Raw genomic sequence first — 18,148 nt, forward strand, 5'->3', positions numbered from 1 at the left:
ACGCGACCCGGCACCGGAGGCTTTCAGCCCCAGCGGTACAAGGGAACACGGAGGAATCATGACCACGATGAAATCGGCCGTCGTCAAGCAATTCGGCCAGGACCTCGACGTCAACAAGGACGTCGAAATCCCCACCCCGGGCCGCGGCCAGGCACTCGTCAAGCTCATCTCGTCCGGCGTCTGCCACACCGACCTGCACGCCGCGGAGGGCGACTGGCCGGTCAAGCCGACCCCGCCATTCATTCCCGGCCACGAGGGTGTGGGCCGCGTCGAGGCGATCGGCGAGGACGTGACCGACGTGGCCGTCGGCGATCTGGTCGGCAACGCCTGGCTGTGGTCGGCCTGTGGTGACTGCGAGTACTGCCGGACCGGCTGGGAGACCCTGTGTGAACAGCAGGTCAACGGCGGGTACTCCGTCGACGGGTCCTTCGGCGAGTACATGCTCGTCGACACCAAGTTCGCCGCACGCATCCCCGAGGGGTCCGACCTCAACGAGATCGCCCCGGTGCTGTGCGCCGGCGTCACGGTCTACAAGGGCCTGAAGATGACGGGGGTGCGACCCGGTCAGTGGGTCACGATCTCCGGCATCGGCGGGCTGGGCCATATCGCGGTGCAGTACGCCGTGGCGATGGGCATGCGGGTGGCCGCAGTCGACGTCGCCGATGACAAGCTGGCGCTGGCCAAGAAGCACGGTGCCGAGGTCCTGGTCAACGCGATGAGCGGCGATCCGGCCGCGGAGATCCAGGAGAAGACCGGGGGCACCCACGGTGTGCTGGTCACGGCAGTGCACCCCTCGGCCTTCGGACAGGCGATCTCCATGACCCGTCGCGGCGGCACGATCGTCTTCAACGGGCTGCCCCCGGGCGAGTTCCCCGCCCCGATCTTCGACATCGTGCTCAAGGGCCTGACGATCCGCGGATCGATCGTCGGCACCCGGCAGGACCTGGAGGAGGCGCTGGACTTCTACGCCCGCGGCCTGATCCACCCGACCTTCCACACCCGCAGCCTCGAGGACATCAACCAGGTGCTCGACGAGATGAGGCATGGCAAGATCGAGGGCCGCGTCGTCATCGAATACTGAGTCGGGAGTACTGAGTCGGGAGATCACGGGAGGGATCGGCGCCGGCCGGTTCGAGAGCGGAGGCCCCGCGGAGGTGAGTGTGCGCACTCACGTCCGCGGGGCCTCGGCCGTGGGCGCGGACGCCCGGCCGTTGCCGGTAGACTGGGGTCCGTGACTATTGCGCTGTACAACACCCAGACCCGCACGGTAGAACAACTGCGGCCCATCACCCCGGGCCGGGTCGGGATCTACGTCTGTGGCGCCACTGTGCAGGGTGCCCCGCACATCGGGCACATGCGCTCGGCCGTGGTCTTCGACCAGCTGCGCCGCTGGCTGACCTACCGGGGCCTCGACGTCACCCTGATCCGCAACGTCACCGATATCGACGACAAGATCCTGAGCAAGTCGGTCGAGGAGGGCAGGACCTGGTTCGCCCACGCGTACCATTACGAGCGCGTCTTCACCGCCGCCTACGAGGCGATGGGCGTGCTGGCGCCTGACTACGAGCCCCGCGCCACCGGCCACGTGCCGGAGATGATCGAGCTGATCGGGCGGCTGATCGATGCCGGCCATGCGTATCCCGCCGCCGATGATTCCGGCGACGTCTACTTCGACACCGCATCCTGGCCGGACTACGGGGAACTGACCCACCAGCGCCCCGCGGATATGTCCCCGGCCGACGATACGCCGCGCTACGGCAAGCGCAGCCCGCAGGACTTCGCCCTGTGGAAGGGCCACAAGCAGGGCGAGCCGCTGACAGCCTCCTGGAACACCCCGTGGGGCAGGGGCCGCCCCGGTTGGCACATCGAATGCTCGGCCATGTCGACGAAGTACCTGGGTGCCGAATTCGACATCCACGGCGGCGGTCTCGACCTGCGCTTCCCGCACCACGAGAACGAACTGGCCCAGTCGCGGGCCGCGGGCGACCCCTTCGCCCGGTTGTGGATGCACTCTGGCCTGCTGACCGTCGGCGGGGACAAGATGTCGAAGTCGCTGGGCAATTCGATCTTCGCCCACGAGCTGTTCGCCAAGCTGCCGGCCCTGACTGTGCGCTATTTCCTGTCCACCGCCCACTACCGTTCGGTCCTCGACTTCACCGAGGCCGCGGTGGCCGGCCAGCAGACCGCCCTGGACCGGTTCGCCAACCTGCTGAGCCGCGCCCGCGGCCTGCTCGGCGAGGCCGCCCCGGCCGTGCCCAGCGCGGCGGATGGCTATGCCGGCGTCGCCGCCCGGGTCCCGGATGCCTTCGCCGCGGCGATGGACGACGATCTGGCCATCCCGCAGGCGCTCGCTGTCGCCTTCGAACACCTGGGTGCCGGCTTCAGGGCGCTGGAGATTGCCTCGGCCCCGGGCGCAGGAGCGCAGACCCGTGTCGATCTGGCGCAGATCGTCGGCGAGCTCGAGCTCATGCTCGACATCCTGGGCGTCAACCCGACCGACCCGCACTGGGCGACCGGCGCCGGCGGGGACGACGCGGCACACGCTGCGCTCGACGCGCTGGTGGGAGCACTGGCCGAGGAAAGACTGGCCGCAAAGGCGGAAAAGGACTATGCGCGGGCCGATGGGATCCGTGCTCGGCTGGCGGAGGCCGGAGTGGCCATTGAGGACACCCCGGCTGGCTACCGCTGGCAGCTGAAAGACGAGGAGCAGGACTGATGGCCGCACAGGGGCGCCCCGGCGCGATGAAGAAGACGAAGAAGGGTCCGACCAAGGGCTCCGGTGGTAAGGGCCGACGGTCGTTGGAGGGTAAGGGCCCGACGCCCAAGGCCGAGGACCGGGTCTACCACAAGGCCTATCAGGCCAAGCAGGATCGGCAGAAGAAGGACGCGGCAGGCCGGGCACGACGGCACAAGCGCGAACGCGGGGTCGACACGGTGGCCGGGCGCAATTCGGTGCTCGAGGCGCTGCGACAGGGGATTCCCGCGACCGCTCTCTATGTGGCCCACCGGATCGAATCCGACGATCGGGTCCGGGAGATCATCGCGCTGGCGGCCGAACAGGGCATCAGCATGCTCGAGGCCACGAAGCCGGACCTGGACCGGCTGACCGACGATGCGATCCACCAGGGCGTGGCCCTGCAGGTTCCGCCGTACTCCTATGCCCACCCGGACGATCTGCTGGAACTGGCGGCCGAACGCTTCGAGACCCCGCTGTTGGTGGCGCTCGACGGGATCACGGATCCGCGCAACCTGGGTGCGATCGTGCGCTCGACCGCGGCCTTCGGCGGGCACGGTGTGATCATCCCCGAGCGCCGCGCTGCGTCGATGACGGCGGCGGCGTGGAAGACCTCGGCGGGTGCGGCCAGCCGGATTCCCGTGGCCCAGGTGGTCAACCTGGCCAGGGCTCTGCAGGAGTTGAAGAAGCAGGGCGTGTTCGTCCTGGGCCTCGATATGGACGGCGACGTCGAACTTCCCTCATTGAGCTTCGCCAAGGAGCCCATCTGCATCGTGGTCGGTTCGGAGGGCAAGGGGATCTCGCGGCTGATCGGCGACATCTGCGATCAGATCGTGTCGATTCCGATCTCCGCCGCGACCGAGTCCCTCAACGCCGGCATCGCCGCGGCCGTCACCCTCTACGAGGTGGCGAAGAACCGGGCGCAGTAGCCGGAGCTGTGCCGTCCCCGCCCATGCCCGGGCGGAACGTCCATAGCCTGGTGATTGACAGTTCAATCACAGCTGCAGGGCAGGTCCCGGTCAGACCCGGTCCGTAGGCTGCGGCCATGACTGATCCGGCCGCATCGCGCAGACCCTGGTACGCCCGTCCCCTGCCCTGGGTGGTGACGGCGCTCGTCGTCGCTCTCCTGGCCGTAGCGGCATTCGCCCTACCGGCCATCTACGCGCGCAGCCAGAATGCGGGGGCACCGGAATCCTTCGATTCGGCGGAGCCTGCGGAGGCGGCGGGCGAATCGCCCGGAACAACCGGGACCGGTGGGCCGCCGGCCGGAGCCGCCGACCTGGTCGGCGCCTGGCGGGTCTCCGAAGGCTCCCAGGCCGGCTACCGCGTGGACGAGGTCCTCAACGGCAATGACGTCACCGTCGTCGGCCGGACCTCCAAGGTGACCGGGGAAATGACTGTCGAGGACAGCGGACCGGCCCTCGCAAAGGGCACGGTCACAGTGGACTTGGCCTCGGTGAAAACGGACTCGGAGCGCCGCGACGGGTACTTCTCCTCCCGGGCGATCGACACGAAGGCCCATCCTCAGGCGTCCTTCACGCTGGGCGAACCCGTCGACCTGGGCCGGGCCCTGGCGGGGGCCACCGGCGATTCGATCGAACTCGAACTCCCGGGGGAGCTGGAGATCAACGGGCAGAAGAAGCCCCTGACCGCCAAAGCGCGTGCCGGTGTCGACGGCGGCGGGCTGAGCCTCACGGGCAGTGTGCCCGTGACCTGGGCCGACTTCGACGTCGCGGCTCCGAACCTGGGGTTCGTCAAGGTCGAGGATTCGGGGACGGTGGAGTTCTCCCTCAAACTGGCCAAGGGCTGAGAACCGGACAAGGGCGCGCGGTCGCAGGCTGTTAGAACCGGTACCGGCGTCATCGCATACGGAAACCTGCAGGGCATGCGCATATATGCGCATGCCCTGCAGGTTTCCGTATGCGATGTGGAGAGGCCTCGGTCGAGGCTGGTCCTCGCTCAGCCCTGTGGTACGTCCAGCCCGTTCTTCTTCTTGGGCAGGGCACCCAGAGCGATGACGATGATCGCAGCCATCAGCATGGCGGCGCCGATCACCCACATGCCGCCGTTGGACGAGCCGGTGGTCGTCTTGACGAAGCCGGTGATGTAGGGGGCGAAGAAGCCGGCGGTGTTGCCGATGGAGTTGACCAGGGCGACGCCGGCGGCGGCTCCGGCCCCGGACAGGAAGGCGGTGGGCAGCGGCCAGAAGGTCGCCAGGCCGCACATCACACCCATTGCGAAGATCGACACGAGCACCATGGTGGTGAACGGCGAATTCATGAACGTGGTGATCGGGATGGCCACCGCCGAGATCAGCGTGGGGATGGCCACGTGCCAGACGCGCTCACCCGTCTTATCGCCGTGCCTGGCCCAGAACCACATGACCAGCGCACCACAGGCGAAGGGGATCGCGTTGATCAGTCCGACCTCGACGATCGAGAAATCGGTGTTGAATCGCTCTTTGAAGTCCGAGATGATCGAGGGCAGGAAGAAACTGATGGCGTAGAGGCCGTAGACGATGCCGAAGTACACCAGGGCCAGTGCCCAGACCCGACCGCTGGCCAGGGATTTCCAGGCCGGAACGTGGTACTCGGAGGCGGTCAGGGCCTCCTCATCGTCCATCTGGCGCTGCAGCCATGCGCGCTCATCGGCGGCCAGCCATTTGGCCTCGCGCGGCCGATCGGTCAGGAACCACCAGCAGATGATGCCCAGGATGATGGCGGGCACGCCCTCGAGGAGGAACATGAAGCGCCATCCGGCCAGGCCGAAGAAGGCCTCGTGGCCGTGGGCCATGATCAGACCGGAGACGGGCGATCCCAGCGCCGTGGACAGTGGGATGGCCAGCATGAACAGCGCGGTGGCCTTCGCGCGTTCGCGCTTGGGGAACCAGTAGGTCAGGTAGAGGATGATGCCGGGGAAGAATCCCGCCTCGGCGATGCCCAGGACGAACCGGGCGGTGTAGAGCCAGCCGGCCGAGGGGACGAAGGACATGAGGGCGGCGATGATGCCCCAGCTGACCAGAATGCGCGCGATCCAGCGGCGGGCGCCGAACTTGTGCAGCGCCATGTTCGAGGGCACCTCGAGCAGCAGATAGCCGATGAAGAACACGCCGGAGGCGATGCCGAAGGCGGTTGCGCTCAGCTTCAGGTCCTCGGACATGCCCCCGGGCCCGGCGAATCCGATGTTCGTCCGGTCGAGGTAGTTGATGAAGTACAGCAGGCCCAGGAACGGCACGAGCCGCCATGTGACCTTTTTCAGAGTGCGTTTGCGCAGAGCGTCGTCTGTGCTGATCGCCGTCGCCATTGAGAGCTCCAGATCTAGGGGATGTGATCCTGACAATGCGCTTCATTAGATCACAGAAATCCCTGGGCGAAGCTATTCGAGCCCGCAAATCTCACAGTTCGGACTGCTGTGGAACGCCAGAGGCGACCGGCCCACCAGGGGGCCGGTCGCCTCGGGCGGAACCGGGGGCTCAGACGTCCGGGGTGAACCGGCCGTCCTGGGCCATCCAGCCACCGTCGACCAGCAGCGAATGACCGGTGACGTAGCTGGCGGCATCGCTGGAGAGGAAGAGCACGGGGCCGGCGATCTCGTGCAATTCGCCCCAACGGCCCAGGGCCGCCTTGTCGGCATAGGCGTTCCACCATTTGGCATCCTGCTTGATCTGCGCGGTCAGCGGTGTGTCGAAGGGACCGGGCAGGATCGCATTGGCGCGCACTCCGGTGCCGCCCAGCTCGCTGGCCAGCGTCTTGACCAATTGCACGACACCGGCCTTGGCCGCGGCGTAAAGGCCCTGCCCTGGTTCGATCACGAGCGCACGGAAGCTAGCGAAGGCGATGAGCGAGCCCCGTCCGGCTGCGGCCATATGCGCGCCGAAGGCCTTCATCAGGCGGTAGGTGCCCTTGAGGTTGATGTCGATCACCCGGTCGAACTCATCGTCGACGGTGTCGAGCACGCGCTTGCGGACGTTCAGGCCGGGCGTGGTGACCAGGATCTCCGCTTGGGAATAGGTATCGGCCAACTGCTGGACCTCGGCGGTGTCCGTGACGTCGACGCCCGCGTAGTGGGACTTACCGCCGCGGGCGGCGATGATTCCGGCGGTCTCCCTGGCGCCCTCGGCGTTGAGATCGGCGCAGACGACCTCGGCCCCGGCGTCCGCCAGTCCGATCGCGGTCGCCTGACCCAGTCCGGAGGCCGAGCCGACGACGACCGCCAGCTTGCCCGTGAGGTCGAAGAGTCCGTGGATGTTGGGAAGATCTGAGGCCGACTGGCTCATCTGCATGCCTTTCGTTGTCTAGCGTCTTTGCCTGTTCTCCGCCAGCCTAGTGCCCGCAGTTGCGGGCAGGACAGCGGTGTCGTGTCCTGAGACGATCCGGCCGGAGTCCAGGTGCACGATCCGACCGCCCAGGACCAGGGCCTCTTCGGCATCGGTCGTGGCGTAGACGGTGGTCAGGCCCATCCGGCGCAGGATGAGCGCCAGCGTCTTTGCGGTCCGGCTCCGTTCGTCCGGCGCCAGATTGCGCAGCGGATCGTCGGCTATCAGTATCCGGGGGCGGGCGACCAGGGCGCGGGCGGCCGAGACGTGGGGCAGCAGCTCCGGGCCCAGACCCGAGGCCCGCTGGTCGAGGTGCTCGACGATTCCCAGCCGGGTGGTGGCCGCTAGGACCCGTTCCCTGGCCCGTTCCCGGCCGACTCCGTAGAGCAGGAGGGGAAAGGAGAGGTTCTCCGCCAGGGTCATATGCGGATAGAGGCGGTGCCGGTCGAAGACGCGGTTGACCCCGCGGTGTTCGGCGTCGAGGCCGGTGACGTCCTCCCCGTCGATGAGCACCCGGCCGTTGTGCCGGGGTTCGGCCCCGGAGAGGATGCGCAACAGGGTGGTCTTGCCACTGCCCAGCGGGCCCACGACGCATACCGTTTCCCCTTCGGCGATGTCGAGGTCCACCCCGGCGAGGCCGGGTGCCGGCTGATGGGGGTAGCGGTGCTCCAGGGCTCTGGCCAGCAGCGTCGCCATCGACCGACCTCCCATCCAGGCACGTCTTGAAATGTTATCTATATCTCATTTTAGGGGTTCATCCGTCTTGTACGTCAACACCCGCCGGTCGGCCCGCCCTGGCGACCCGCGCGGGTCGCCAGGAGCTCCGTAGACTTAGAGCATGAGGGTCGGATTGGAAGACGTCGCACGCGCCGCCGGGGTGTCGGTGACGACCGTTTCGCGCGTCCTCGGCGGGCGCGGCACCGTCGCGGCCGGCACCCGTGAGCGGGTCATGGCGGCGCTTACGGCGACCGGCTACCACCGCTCGACCCTGCTCGAACCGAGCGTCGCCCGACTCGTGGCGGTTGCAGCCCCTGCAGCCCCCGAACACTGGCAGTCCGAGGTCTGCCGTACTGTCTCAGCCCATCTGCAGGGCGCCGGCGCCGCGGCGGTGCCCGTCTTCCTCGACGCCGAGGACAGGGGGCTGCAGCAGGCGATCGCCGCAGGGGTCGTTGCCGTGGTCACTCCCACCTTCACCAGTCTGGACGTCGACGTGCCCGTCATCCGGCTGAACGAATCGCGTCAACCCCTTCTCCCGCCGGGGCCGGGAGCCGTCGACGCCGATCTGGTGGCCGCCAGGCTGGACCTGACCGGTGGGCTGAGCCTGGCCTTCGAACACTTGGGAGCATTGGGCCACCGGCGGATCGGCCTGATCTGCAATGACGCCGGAGACCTGGCCGAACTGCTGGCCTCCCGCTTCGTGGCCGAACATCCGGTGCGCGGATACAACGCGGATGTGCCCACCTGGATCGCACGCGCGCCCCGGTCGTTCTCCGGCGGGATCGAGGCGGCCACCCGGCTGCACGCACAGCGCTGTACGGCCGTGATCGTGCAGGGGTCCCTCCAGCTGCACGGCACGCTCGAGGCGATGCGGCGCCATCGCCTGCGAGTGCCCAGGGACCTGTCGGTGGTGGGTTTCGGGGACGCACTGACCAATCGCTTCACGGGCCCGGCGACGACGATGCTCGCCTTCGACATCGCGGGGCTGGCGGGGGCGCTGGCCGGCAGCACCGGCCGGCTGCTGGGTCTGCCCGGGCTGTCGGCGGCCACCGTGCCGCCGAACTTTCGGCCCCAGTTGATGGCGCGCGAATCCTCGGCGGCGGTGCTGCGCGGATGAGCCCGGCCCAGACCAATCCGTCGCAGGGGGCCGGGAGAGGGGGCCCCCGCGCAGGCCGACCCACCCTGGCCGCGATCGGCGCAGCCTCGGGACTGTCGCCGGCCACCGTGTCGCGCGTGCTGCGCGGACTGCCCGGTCCCAGCGAGCGGGCCCGGCGGGCCGTGCACGTGGCGCTGGGCGCTCTGGGCGTGGCCGAGGGCGCGCCGGCCGCGGCGACCGGGCCCGGCCCCGTCGCACTCGTCCAGCGGCGCCCGCTGGCAGCCGAGGTCGACGCCTATGAGCGACTGCAGCAGGAGCTCGTGCGGACCCTGTCCGTGGCCGGCCGGATCGCCCTGCAGGTCTACATCGGCACGGATCTTCCCTGGCGGCCTGGGATGTTGCGCGAGGCGGGCGCCACAGGGGCGATCCTGATCGGCGATGCGGTGCCGCCGGAGTACGCCCTGCAGGTGCGAGAGCTGGGAATCCCCACGGTGCGCATCGGTTCGGCCGGCGAGGAGGGGGATACCGAACAGGCGGGGGTGCCCGGCGCCGGGGCGATCGCGCTGGACCGGGCGGCCGGCGTCGCCACCGCGGTCGGTCACCTGATCCAGCTGGGGCACACCCGGATCGGTCTGGCGGTACCGGAGGCGCCCGGGTCGGCGACCCTGGTCGGGGCGTTCAGGCGGGAACTGGCCGCGGGGCTGCACATCATGGCCTCGCGCGATCAGGCGCCCGTCACCCGGGCCCAGCCCATTCTCCTGGCCGGAACCCGGGCGGCCGATGAACTGCTGGGCGGCGGAGTTAGCGCCATCATCAGCTGTGCTCCGGCCCTGAGCTTCGGTGTGCTCGAGGCCGCGCGGCGGCGGGGCCTGCGGGTGCCCGAGCACGTCTCCGTGGTCACTGTGGGGGAGATGCCCGAGGCCGCGGTGCTGGACCCGCCGATGACCCAGCTGGCGTTTCCCTGGAGCATCATCGCCGAGTCCGCGGTGCGCGAGCTCAGCGCAACGACTCACACACGACCGCTGGTCGTCATCCCCGACCTGGTGCTGCGCCGCTCGGAGGCGCCGCTGCGCAGACGCTGAGCCGGTTGTGGGCTCAGCCGACGCGCTGCGCCCTGAGGCGGGCCAGATCGCCCAGGAACCCGGCGACGGCCGGCGGGTCGGCCAGTCGGTGCCCGGCCGCGCTGGGGCCAGGCCCCACCTTGATCGACACCCCGAGGCGCACCGGCAGATCCGGGCCGGCCACGGCCCGTGACAGATGGGCGAAGGCGTCCTCGTCCGTTACGTCGTCTCCCGCGTAGAGTGCGCCGGTGGCACCGGTGGCCGCGATGACCCGGTCGAGCCCGCCGCCCTTCGTGCTGTGGCGGACCGCGTATTCGACGATGTCGTGGCCCGGCACCCGGCGCAGGGGCAGGCCGTCCAGCCGCTCGCTGAGCCCGGTGTGGAGCCAGCGGGTCTGCGCGGGGTCGACACCCCGGGTGTGGAACACCCGGGAGAGGGGTTTGACCTCGACCCGCCAGTCGGCGGACAGACCGGCGCGCAGCCGCATGCCGACGAGCTCGTCCTGTACTTCGTCGAGCTGGGCGAGGAGTTCCGCCTCGCGGTCCTGGGGCAGCTCGCCGGAGTCCTCCGGCCCGCCGGCCCCGGACGCCGTCGCGCCGCCGGTCCCGGACGTTGGGGCATCGGCGGGTTCGCCCAAGCCGCTCAGATCGGTCTGGGCGCCATGGGAACCGATGAGCAGGGCGGCCGGATGCGGATCGGCCACCCTGCGCAGACCTGCCAGGTCACGTCCGGTGATGTAGGCGGTATAGGTGTCGTCGAGTTCGGCCAACCGGGCCAGGGCCCGGTGTGCGCCCGGCAGCGGCCGGCTGTCCAGGGGGTCGTCGACCAGTTCCGCCAGGACCCCGTCGAAATCGAGGGCGACCAGCAGCCGCGGGGTCGCGGCCAGCGCGTTCAGTGTTCGGGACCTGAGCGTCGTTCCCGCGGCGTCGAGCGCGAGGGGTTCAACCTCGGCGGTCATGCAGCCGCTCCGAGAGCTCGTCCTGGGTGTCGGCGACGGTGTCGAGTGCGTCGAGGAATTCGTGGGACCAGGCCTGGACGTTCTCGTGGCCGAGCTTGGCGCGCATCGGCTTCATCCGCTTGCGCTGTTCCTTCAGGGGCATCTCGGTGGCCAGCTGGATCGCGTCCTTGAGCCCTGTGATGTCGTGCGGATTGACCTGCACGGCCTGTCGCAGCTGGTCGGCGGCTCCGGCGAACTCGCTGAGCACCAGCACCCCGTCGTTGTTCGTCCGGCACGCCACGTATTCTTTGGCGACCAGGTTCATGCCGTCGCGCAGAGCGGTGACCAGCATGACATCGGCGGCCAGGTAGAAGGCGGTCATCTCCTCCCGCGGATAGGAATGGTGGAAGTAGTGGACCACCTGATTGTCCAAGGAGGAGTACTCCCCGTTGATCCGGCCGACGGCCAGCTCCACGTCCGTGCGGATCTGCTGGTATTCGTCGAGTCTTTCCCGGCTGGGCGTGGCGATCTGGATGAACGTGATGTCCTCGTTCGAGATCCGTTTATCGCCCAGCAGCTCCTCGAGCGCCTTGAGGCGGTGCCGGATGCCCTTCGTATAGTCCATCCGGTCCACCCCCAGCATCAGGATCCGGGGGTCGCCCAGCTCCTCGCGGATCTGCGCGGCTCTGGCGATGGTCGCGGGGTCGGCGGCCTGGGCCTCGAGGTCGGCGGTGTCGATCGAGATCGGGAAGTGCCTGGCCACGGCATAGCGGATGGGTGTGCCCGGATCGTCCTCATCGGTGCCAGGGACGGCCGGGATCCGGATGACGTCGTCCTTCGTCGTCATACCCAACTTGATGCGCACGGCACGGCGGAAGTTCGCGGCATCGGCCGGGCGCTGGAAGCCCACCAGGTCCGCGCCCAGGATGCCGCGCAGGATCGCCGAACGCCAGGGCAGCTGGGAGAAGATCTCCCAGGGTGGGAACGGGATGTGCAGGAAGAAGCCGATGCGCAGGTCCGGCCGCATGGCGCGCAGCATCTGCGGGACCAGGAAGAGCTGGTAGTCCTGCACCCACACGGTCGCCCCGCGCGCGGCCTCGAGCGCCACCCGGGCGGCGAAGCGGTGGTTGACGCGGACGTAGGAATCCCACCAGGTGCGGTGATATTCCGGGGCGACGATGACATCGTGGCACAGCGGCCACAGAGTGGCGTTGGAGAAGCCCTCGTAGTAGTTGTGGATGTCCTCGGTGCCCAGCCGCACGGGCACCAGGTGCATATCGTCCAAGTCGAAGGGGTCGAATAGTTCGTCGGCGGTGCCCGCCCAGCCGATCCAGGCGCCCTCGCGGGCCCGCATCACGGGCATCACCGCGGTGACCAGGCCGCCGGGGGAGGTGCGCCAGACGGGACCGTCTGCGGGATCGGCATCCGCCGATGTGTCGCGGTCGACCGGGAGCCGGTTGGCCACGACCACGAAGTCGGCGCCCTGGGTGGGCGGGTCGACGCGATGTGGCTCGGTGGTGTAGCTGTCTGTGGGACGGACCATGTGTGCACCTTTCGTCTGTGACCATTATCTCCTGTCGGCGCCCGGAAGTCCCGCGCCGGTCGCAGCCCGGCGGGCCGGGTCTAAGAGTCGTGTCAGACTTCGCCGGTAGCGTATGTGGAATGGTACTGACAGAAATCGGCGGATACCGCCTGGAGCGCGAATTGGGCTCCGGTGGCATGGGCGTGGTGTACCTGGGCTACGACCGGGCCGGGCAGCCGGTGGCGATCAAGGTGCTGCACCCCTATATCGCCGGAGACGTGGCCGCCAGGGCACGTCTGGCCCGCGAGGTGCGCACCCTGCGCCGCATCCGTCATCCCCGTATCGCCGAGGTCTACTATGCCGAACTAGACGCGGAACGGCCCTTCATCGTCACCCAGTACGTCGCCGGCCCGACGCTGTCGGCCGATGTGCGGTCCCACGGACCCTTCGACGAGGCGGAACTCGTCCACTTCGGCCATGCCCTGCTCGACGCCCTGGAGGCCGTGCACGCGGCCGGGGTCGTCCACCGCGACCTCAAACCCGCCAATGTCATGATCGCAGACGGCGAACCGATGGTCATCGATTTCGGCATCGCCCAGGCCGCCGACGACGTCCAGGTCACGGCGACGGGCCTGGTGATGGGCACACCCGGCTATCTCAGTCCGGAACTGGCAGACGGGCACACGGCCACCCCGGCGACGGACTGGTGGGGCTGGGGTGCCACCGTGGCCTTCGCCGCGAGTGGTCGCAATCCCTTCGGATCCGGACCCTTGGAAGCCGTACTGGGGAGAGTGGCGATAGGCCGTGCCCAGCTCGACGGCGTGCCCGCGCGCTTCGTGCCGCTGCTCACCGCATGCCTCGACCCGGATCCGGCCGCCCGCCCGGCCGCCGCCCAGATCCTTTCCGCACTGGTCGACATCGAGGCCGGGCAGATGCCGGTCCTCCCGGTCGCCGCGGATGCGCCCACCACTGTGCTGCCCGGGTCCGGGGCCGGATCCGGGGTGCCGGGGAACACGGCCGCGACCCGTGTCGTCCCCGCCGCCACCCGGGTGATGCCGGCCGAACCGCCCACCCGGGTCGCACAGGCGCCGGTCGGGCCCGCATACCATCCGACCGGCCATGCCGAGCCCGTAGCCCGTGCCGAACCCGGGGGACCCGTCGAACCCGTACGATGGGGCGCGCCGGCACCCGGGATCGAGCCCTACCGGCCGGTTCCGGTGTCCGATCCGAGCCGGCCCTGGCCGGGGGAGTCCGAGCCGTATCGCCGGGGCGAACCCTATGGCGCCGGGCAACAGTACCGGCCGCAACCGCGCCCCTCCAGGGCCGGCGGGGGCTGGATGGTCTTCGCCCTGGCCGTGCTGGCCGTGTGCCTGAGCGCCACGGCGCCCGTCATCGTGCTGCTGGCCGCCTACGCCTGGCAGCTGCTGGCCCGGCCCGCCGCCGGAGTGGTGGCCCGCCGGATCAGGCGCGCATCCTTCTACGGCCCCCCGGGGCGCACCGGGATCGGCGACTTCGTAGGGGTGCCGGGCGGGTTCGTCGTCGCGGTTCTCACCTCGGCGCTCAGTATGACCCTGCCCGTCCTGGCCGCCGGCGCGGTGACCGTACTGGTGAGCTTGGGAATAGTCGACTGGCTGCCCGGCGGCACGGGGGAACACGCAGCACTGCTGGCCGGTGGGGTGACCGGCGGGGTGGTGCTCTGGTTGGGACCCGGTGGCAGGAATCTGCGCAGCGGATCCGCGGGCCTGGCGCGCGGGATGACCGCCGGCAACCCCTGGGCACAGGGGACCGTCACGGTGGTGCTGCTGGTGCTCGCTCTGGTCGCCGCGGTCACCGGGTTCAGCGATGAGACCGTGTACTGGTGGCCCCTGACCGTGGATCCGCTGGAATGGGCGAATCTGGCACAGGGCGGCTTGCGGTAGAGGCACGGGCCACAAAATGATTGCAGGTTCAACAAGTATGAGTATTCGCTGATCCTCGGGCCCACCCGGCCCCCGTATGATGGTGCGCGGACGGTTCCGGCCGTCCACCGATCAAACAACCACTCATCGTGAGGGACAATGGCAAAGAACTCCTCGGCCGACGATCGTCGCAAGGCCGCGCGTGAAAAGGCACGGCAGATCGCCGCGGCCCAGGCGAAGCGGGACAAGACCGCGAAGACACTCCTGTACTCCGGCTTCGCCGTGGTCATCGTCGCGGTGATCGTCGTCGTCACAGTCCTGGTCGTGCGCTCGAACGCCCCGGTCGACTCGCCCAAGGCGATGGCCGGCGGAATGATCGCGGTCGCCCCCGACGGCAAGGACACCTTCAAGGCCGTCGCCCCCAAGGATGCCGACGGCAAGGACGTGCCGGAGGGTCTGACCCCGTTCAAGGACAGTGGCATTCCGGATTCGGCGCCGACGGTCAAGGTCTTCATGGACTTCCAGTGTCCGGCCTGCAACAGCTTCGAGCAGACCAATGGCGCCAACCTCATCAAGTGGGCCGGCGAGAAGAAGATCGCGCTGGAGTACTACCCGCTGGGCCTGCTGGACGACCAGTCGCTGGGCAATAAGTACTCGACCCGCGCCACCAACGCCGCCTACTGCGCCGTGGACTCCGGTCAGGGCGGGAAGTTCCCTGAAATGGCCCAGGCGCTGTTCGCCGAACAGCCGGAGGAGCAGAGCAACGGCAAGACCGATGTTGAGCTGAAGGCCATGGTCAAGAAGGGCGGCATCGACCTGGACGCCAAGCTGGCCACGGACCCGGAGAAGACCGTCTCCCAGTGCATCACCGACCAGACCTTCGGCAAGTACGTCGGCAAGGCCACGCAGGACGCCCTGAACGATGGGCTGACGCAGACCCCGCGGATCCAGGTCAACGGCAATGACATCAGCGACTGGTCCGACCCCTCGAAGTTCGCCGAGGCAGTGGCCCGCGGCTGAACCGCCCCGGTCGCGCGGGCACTGGGCGGGTCGGGCCGAATGGCGTCCGGCCCACCCGGTGCTCTATGATCGTTTAGTCGGTGCGCTTCCGGTTATCCGGCAGCGCCCCGCCTCCATAGCTCAGTTGGCCAGAGCACCTGTCTTGTAAACAGGGGGTCGTCGGTTCGAATCCGACTGGGGGCTCCACCTCGCACCTGTGCACACAGTGGCAGAGTGCGCACCCGCGCAGACATGGGGCGGCCTTTCCCGTAGGGTGGATATACGACAGTCCGCCCAATGCAAAGGAGCCGGTCATGGACCCGTTAGCCCTACTCATCGTCATCCTGGTCGTCATCGTCGTCGTCGTGGTGGTGCTGGCGATCCTGTTGTTCAGCGGCCTGCGCACCAGTATCTTCTTCACGGTGCACACGCAGGAGAATGTCATCGTCGAGCGCTTCGGCAAGTTCCAGAAAGTCGCCAAACCGGGCCTGAACACCAAGATGCCCTTCGTCGAGACGACCACCCGGCCCATCTCCCTGCGGGTCCAGCAGCTGGAGGTCAACATCGAGACGAAGACGAAGGACAATGTCTTCGTCATGGTCCCGGTGGCCGTGCAGTACGTCGTGGCGGAGGAGAGCGTCGTCGACGCCTACTACCGCCTGGCCAACCCGGAGGAACAGATCCGCTCCTATGTCTTCGACACCGTGCGCTCCTCGTTGTCGACGCTGACCCTGGACACCGCATTCGAATCGAAGGACGATATCGCCACCAGCGTCGAACACCGGCTCTCGGAGTCGATGGCCCGCTACGGTTTCCGGATCGTGAACACCCTGGTCACCGACATCTCGCCGGACTCGCGGGTGCGCGATTCGATGAACTCGATCAACGCCGCTCAGCGCGACCGCGTGGCCGCCCAGGCCCTGGCGGAGGCCGATAAGATCAAGCGGGTGACACAGGCCGAGGCCGAGGCGGAATCCAAGCGGCTGCAGGGCGAGGGCGTGGCGGCCCAGCGCAAGGCGATCGCCATGGGCATCGCCGAGCAGTACGAAATGCTCAAGCAGGTGGGTATCGAGGACACCGCCGAACAGCTGTTGCTGATGACCCAGTACTTCGACACGATGCAGGACGTGGCCCGCAATGGGAAGTCGAATGTGCTGTTGCTGCCGTCGAACCCGGGTTCGTTGGGCGAACTGAACAAGGAGATCCGCAACACCCTGCTCACGGCCCAGGCCGCACGCGAATCCTGAGGTGATGGGGCCCCGGAGGGCGAATCCCATCACATCCGGGGACTTGCAGCTGACAGTCAGTCGGCGCACATGGTATTCCTGAGGAATGATTCTCGACCGTTTCTTCGCGATCACCAAGCGCGGATCGACCGTCGGCCAGGAACTCCGGGGTGGTCTGGCGACCTTCCTGGCGATGGCCTATATCGTCGTTCTCAACCCCATCATCATCGGCACAGCCCAGGATTCCACCGGCGCCTACTTAGGCGGTGGGAGTGAGCCGAACACCGTAGCGGTCGCCGCCGCGACATCCCTGGTGTCCGGGGTGCTGACCATCCTCATGGGGCTGCTGGGGAACTTCCCGATGGCGGTCTCGTCCTCGCTGGGGATGAGCGCCTTCATCACCTACGGGGTCGTCACGATCCCCGGGATGACCTGGGCCGATGCCATGGGCCTGGTGGTCATCGAGGGCGTCATCCTGCTCATCCTGGTCCTCACGGGGTTCCGCAAGGCGATCTTCGACGCCGTTCCCGCACAGCTGAAGACCGCGATCAGTGTGGGTATCGGTTTGTTCATCGCGCTCATCGGGATGATCAACGCGGGCTTCATCCACAAGGGCAGCGGAAACGGCCTGGAGCTGGGACAGGGCGGCTTCCTGTCCGGCTGGCCCATCCTGGTCTTCGTCCTCGCACTGCTGGCACTGTTCGTCATGTGGGCCGCCAAGGTCCGCGGTGCGATCCTGTACTCGATCCTCGGCGCCACCGTGCTGGCCATCGTGCTCCAGGCGGTCTTCTCCATCGGGCCCAAGACCGGCGACGACGGTGAAATCGCCAACCCGACCGGATGGGGCCTGACCGTTCCGGCACTGAACCAGAACTGGTTCAGCCTGCCCGACCTGTCCGTCCTGGGGCGGTTCAACCTGCTGGGGTCCTTCGACCACGTGGGTGTTGTGGTGACGATCCTGACCGTGTTCACCCTGCTGCTGACGAACTTCTTCGACCTGTTGGGCACCATGGTGGGCGTGGCCAAGACCGGGAAGATCTACGATGAAGTCGGTGAGATCCCACGCACGAAGCGGATCCTCGTGGCCGATGCGCTCGGCGCGATCGGCGGCGGGCTGGGCGGGACCAGCGCGAACTCCGCCTTCGTGGAGTCGACGGTGGGTGCCGGCGAGGGCGCCCGCACGGGCCTTGCCAATATCATCACAGGCGGCCTGCTGCTGGTGACGATCGTGCTGGCCCCGCTGGCCGGCATCATCCCCTCCGAGGCCGCGGCCCCTACCCTGGTGCTCGTCGGCTTCCTCATGATGCAGCAGGTCACCGACATCGACTGGACCGACGTGGAGATCGCGATCCCCGCGTTCATGACGATCGTGCTCATGCCCTTCAGCTACTCGATCACGAACGGGATCGGGGCGGGCTTCATCAGCTACTCGGTCATCAAACTCCTGCGCGGGCACGGGCGCGAAGTCCACCCGCTGATGTACGTCACCGCCGCGATCTTCGTCGTCTACTTCGTCTCCGGTCCGCTGGAGGCCGTTCTGTCCTGAGCCCGGGGCCGGTCCTGGCAGGGGAAACACCCCGGCCATGCAGGCGCCACCCCGACTGACTCGTTATCGTAGTGCTGGGCGGGACCTCGCTCCCGTC

General features: G+C 68.3%; 14 protein-coding genes, 1 tRNA gene and 1 pseudogene. 11 read left to right on the forward strand and 5 right to left on the reverse strand.

All coding sequences use genetic code 11. The features are described from left to right. Positions 1 to 58: 58 nt before the first annotated feature. The 4 genes from adhP to NQ038_RS03630 all read left to right on the forward strand — a co-directional run bounded on the left by adhP (position 59) and on the right by NQ038_RS03630 (position 4,544). Positions 59 to 1,081 (forward strand): alcohol dehydrogenase AdhP, encoded by a 1,023-nt coding sequence (gene adhP / locus NQ038_RS03615; RefSeq protein ID WP_257048763.1) that lies wholly within the window; start codon positions 59 to 61, stop codon positions 1,079 to 1,081. Positions 1,082 to 1,231: 150 nt separating this feature from the next. After that, complete coding sequence (gene cysS / locus NQ038_RS03620) at positions 1,232 to 2,716, forward strand: cysteine--tRNA ligase (protein WP_257061861.1); 1,485 nt, start codon at positions 1,232 to 1,234, stop codon at positions 2,714 to 2,716. Then, positions 2,716 to 3,663: a 23S rRNA (guanosine(2251)-2'-O)-methyltransferase RlmB gene (gene rlmB, locus NQ038_RS03625; protein WP_257048760.1), complete on the forward strand. Its 948-nt coding sequence runs from the start codon at positions 2,716 to 2,718 to the stop codon at positions 3,661 to 3,663. Before cysS ends, rlmB begins: the two co-directional genes overlap by 1 nt. A 116-nt stretch (positions 3,664 to 3,779) precedes the next feature. Then, positions 3,780 to 4,544: a YceI family protein gene (locus tag NQ038_RS03630; protein WP_257061862.1), complete on the forward strand. Its 765-nt coding sequence runs from the start codon at positions 3,780 to 3,782 to the stop codon at positions 4,542 to 4,544. Positions 4,545 to 4,693: 149 nt separating this feature from the next. On the opposite strand, the gene NQ038_RS03635 is transcribed toward NQ038_RS03630, so the two are convergent. From NQ038_RS03635 to NQ038_RS03645, 3 genes are all read right to left on the reverse strand, one after another. Beyond that, positions 4,694 to 6,037 (reverse strand): MFS transporter, encoded by a 1,344-nt coding sequence (locus NQ038_RS03635; protein WP_257061863.1) that lies wholly within the window; start codon positions 6,035 to 6,037, stop codon positions 4,694 to 4,696. 169 nt (positions 6,038 to 6,206) lie between these two features. Further along, the gene (locus NQ038_RS03640; RefSeq protein WP_373456773.1) at positions 6,207 to 7,010 is read right to left on the reverse strand and encodes an SDR family NAD(P)-dependent oxidoreductase; all 804 of its coding nucleotides are present in this window, start codon (positions 7,008 to 7,010) and stop codon (positions 6,207 to 6,209) included. An 18-nt stretch (positions 7,011 to 7,028) separates the two neighbouring features. Then, positions 7,029 to 7,745, reverse strand: coding sequence for an ABC transporter ATP-binding protein (locus NQ038_RS03645; protein WP_257047573.1), 717 nt, complete (start codon positions 7,743 to 7,745; stop codon positions 7,029 to 7,031). Between the two features lie 142 nt (positions 7,746 to 7,887). Between NQ038_RS03645 and NQ038_RS03650 the strand changes: the two genes are divergently transcribed. Both NQ038_RS03650 and NQ038_RS03655 read left to right on the forward strand, forming a co-directional pair. Next, on the forward strand, positions 7,888 to 8,883 hold the full coding sequence (locus NQ038_RS03650) for a LacI family DNA-binding transcriptional regulator (protein WP_257047574.1): 996 nt from the start codon (positions 7,888 to 7,890) through the stop codon (positions 8,881 to 8,883). Then, the gene (locus tag NQ038_RS03655; protein WP_257047575.1) at positions 8,880 to 9,944 is read left to right on the forward strand and encodes a LacI family DNA-binding transcriptional regulator; all 1,065 of its coding nucleotides are present in this window, start codon (positions 8,880 to 8,882) and stop codon (positions 9,942 to 9,944) included. Before NQ038_RS03650 ends, NQ038_RS03655 begins: the two co-directional genes overlap by 4 nt. Positions 9,945 to 9,957: 13 nt before the next feature. Here NQ038_RS03655 and NQ038_RS03660 read toward each other — a convergent pair whose 3' ends face one another. Together NQ038_RS03660 and NQ038_RS03665 are read right to left on the reverse strand one after the other, a co-directional pair. Beyond that, a complete protein-coding gene (locus NQ038_RS03660) occupies positions 9,958 to 10,881 on the reverse strand; it encodes a trehalose-phosphatase (RefSeq protein ID WP_257047577.1) in 924 nt (307 codons plus the stop codon). Beyond that, positions 10,865 to 12,403, reverse strand: coding sequence for a trehalose-6-phosphate synthase (locus tag NQ038_RS03665; RefSeq protein WP_257047578.1), 1,539 nt, complete (start codon positions 12,401 to 12,403; stop codon positions 10,865 to 10,867). The genes NQ038_RS03660 and NQ038_RS03665 overlap by 17 nt, the downstream gene beginning before the upstream one ends. A 119-nt stretch (positions 12,404 to 12,522) precedes the next feature. Between NQ038_RS03665 and NQ038_RS03670 the strand changes: the two genes are divergently transcribed. From NQ038_RS03670 to NQ038_RS03690, 5 genes and pseudogenes are all read left to right on the forward strand, one after another. Further along, the gene (locus NQ038_RS03670; protein WP_257047579.1) at positions 12,523 to 14,301 is read left to right on the forward strand and encodes a serine/threonine-protein kinase; all 1,779 of its coding nucleotides are present in this window, start codon (positions 12,523 to 12,525) and stop codon (positions 14,299 to 14,301) included. A gap of 138 nt (positions 14,302 to 14,439) precedes the next feature. After that, complete coding sequence (locus NQ038_RS03675) at positions 14,440 to 15,300, forward strand: DsbA family protein (protein WP_257047580.1); 861 nt, start codon at positions 14,440 to 14,442, stop codon at positions 15,298 to 15,300. Between the two features lie 109 nt (positions 15,301 to 15,409). Further along, positions 15,410 to 15,486: transfer RNA gene (locus tag NQ038_RS03680), tRNA-Thr, on the forward strand. 107 nt (positions 15,487 to 15,593) lie between these two features. Next, a pseudogene (locus tag NQ038_RS03685) lies at positions 15,594 to 16,523 on the forward strand (SPFH domain-containing protein); the annotation flags it as partial. An 88-nt stretch (positions 16,524 to 16,611) separates the two neighbouring features. Beyond that, positions 16,612 to 18,051 (forward strand): NCS2 family permease, encoded by a 1,440-nt coding sequence (locus tag NQ038_RS03690; protein ID WP_257047581.1) that lies wholly within the window; start codon positions 16,612 to 16,614, stop codon positions 18,049 to 18,051. Positions 18,052 to 18,148: the final 97 nt, after the last annotated feature.

It is taken from the genome of Brevibacterium sp. 50QC2O2, from assembly GCF_024580675.1.
Lineage (GTDB): Bacteria > Actinomycetota > Actinomycetes > Actinomycetales > Brevibacteriaceae > Brevibacterium > Brevibacterium moorei.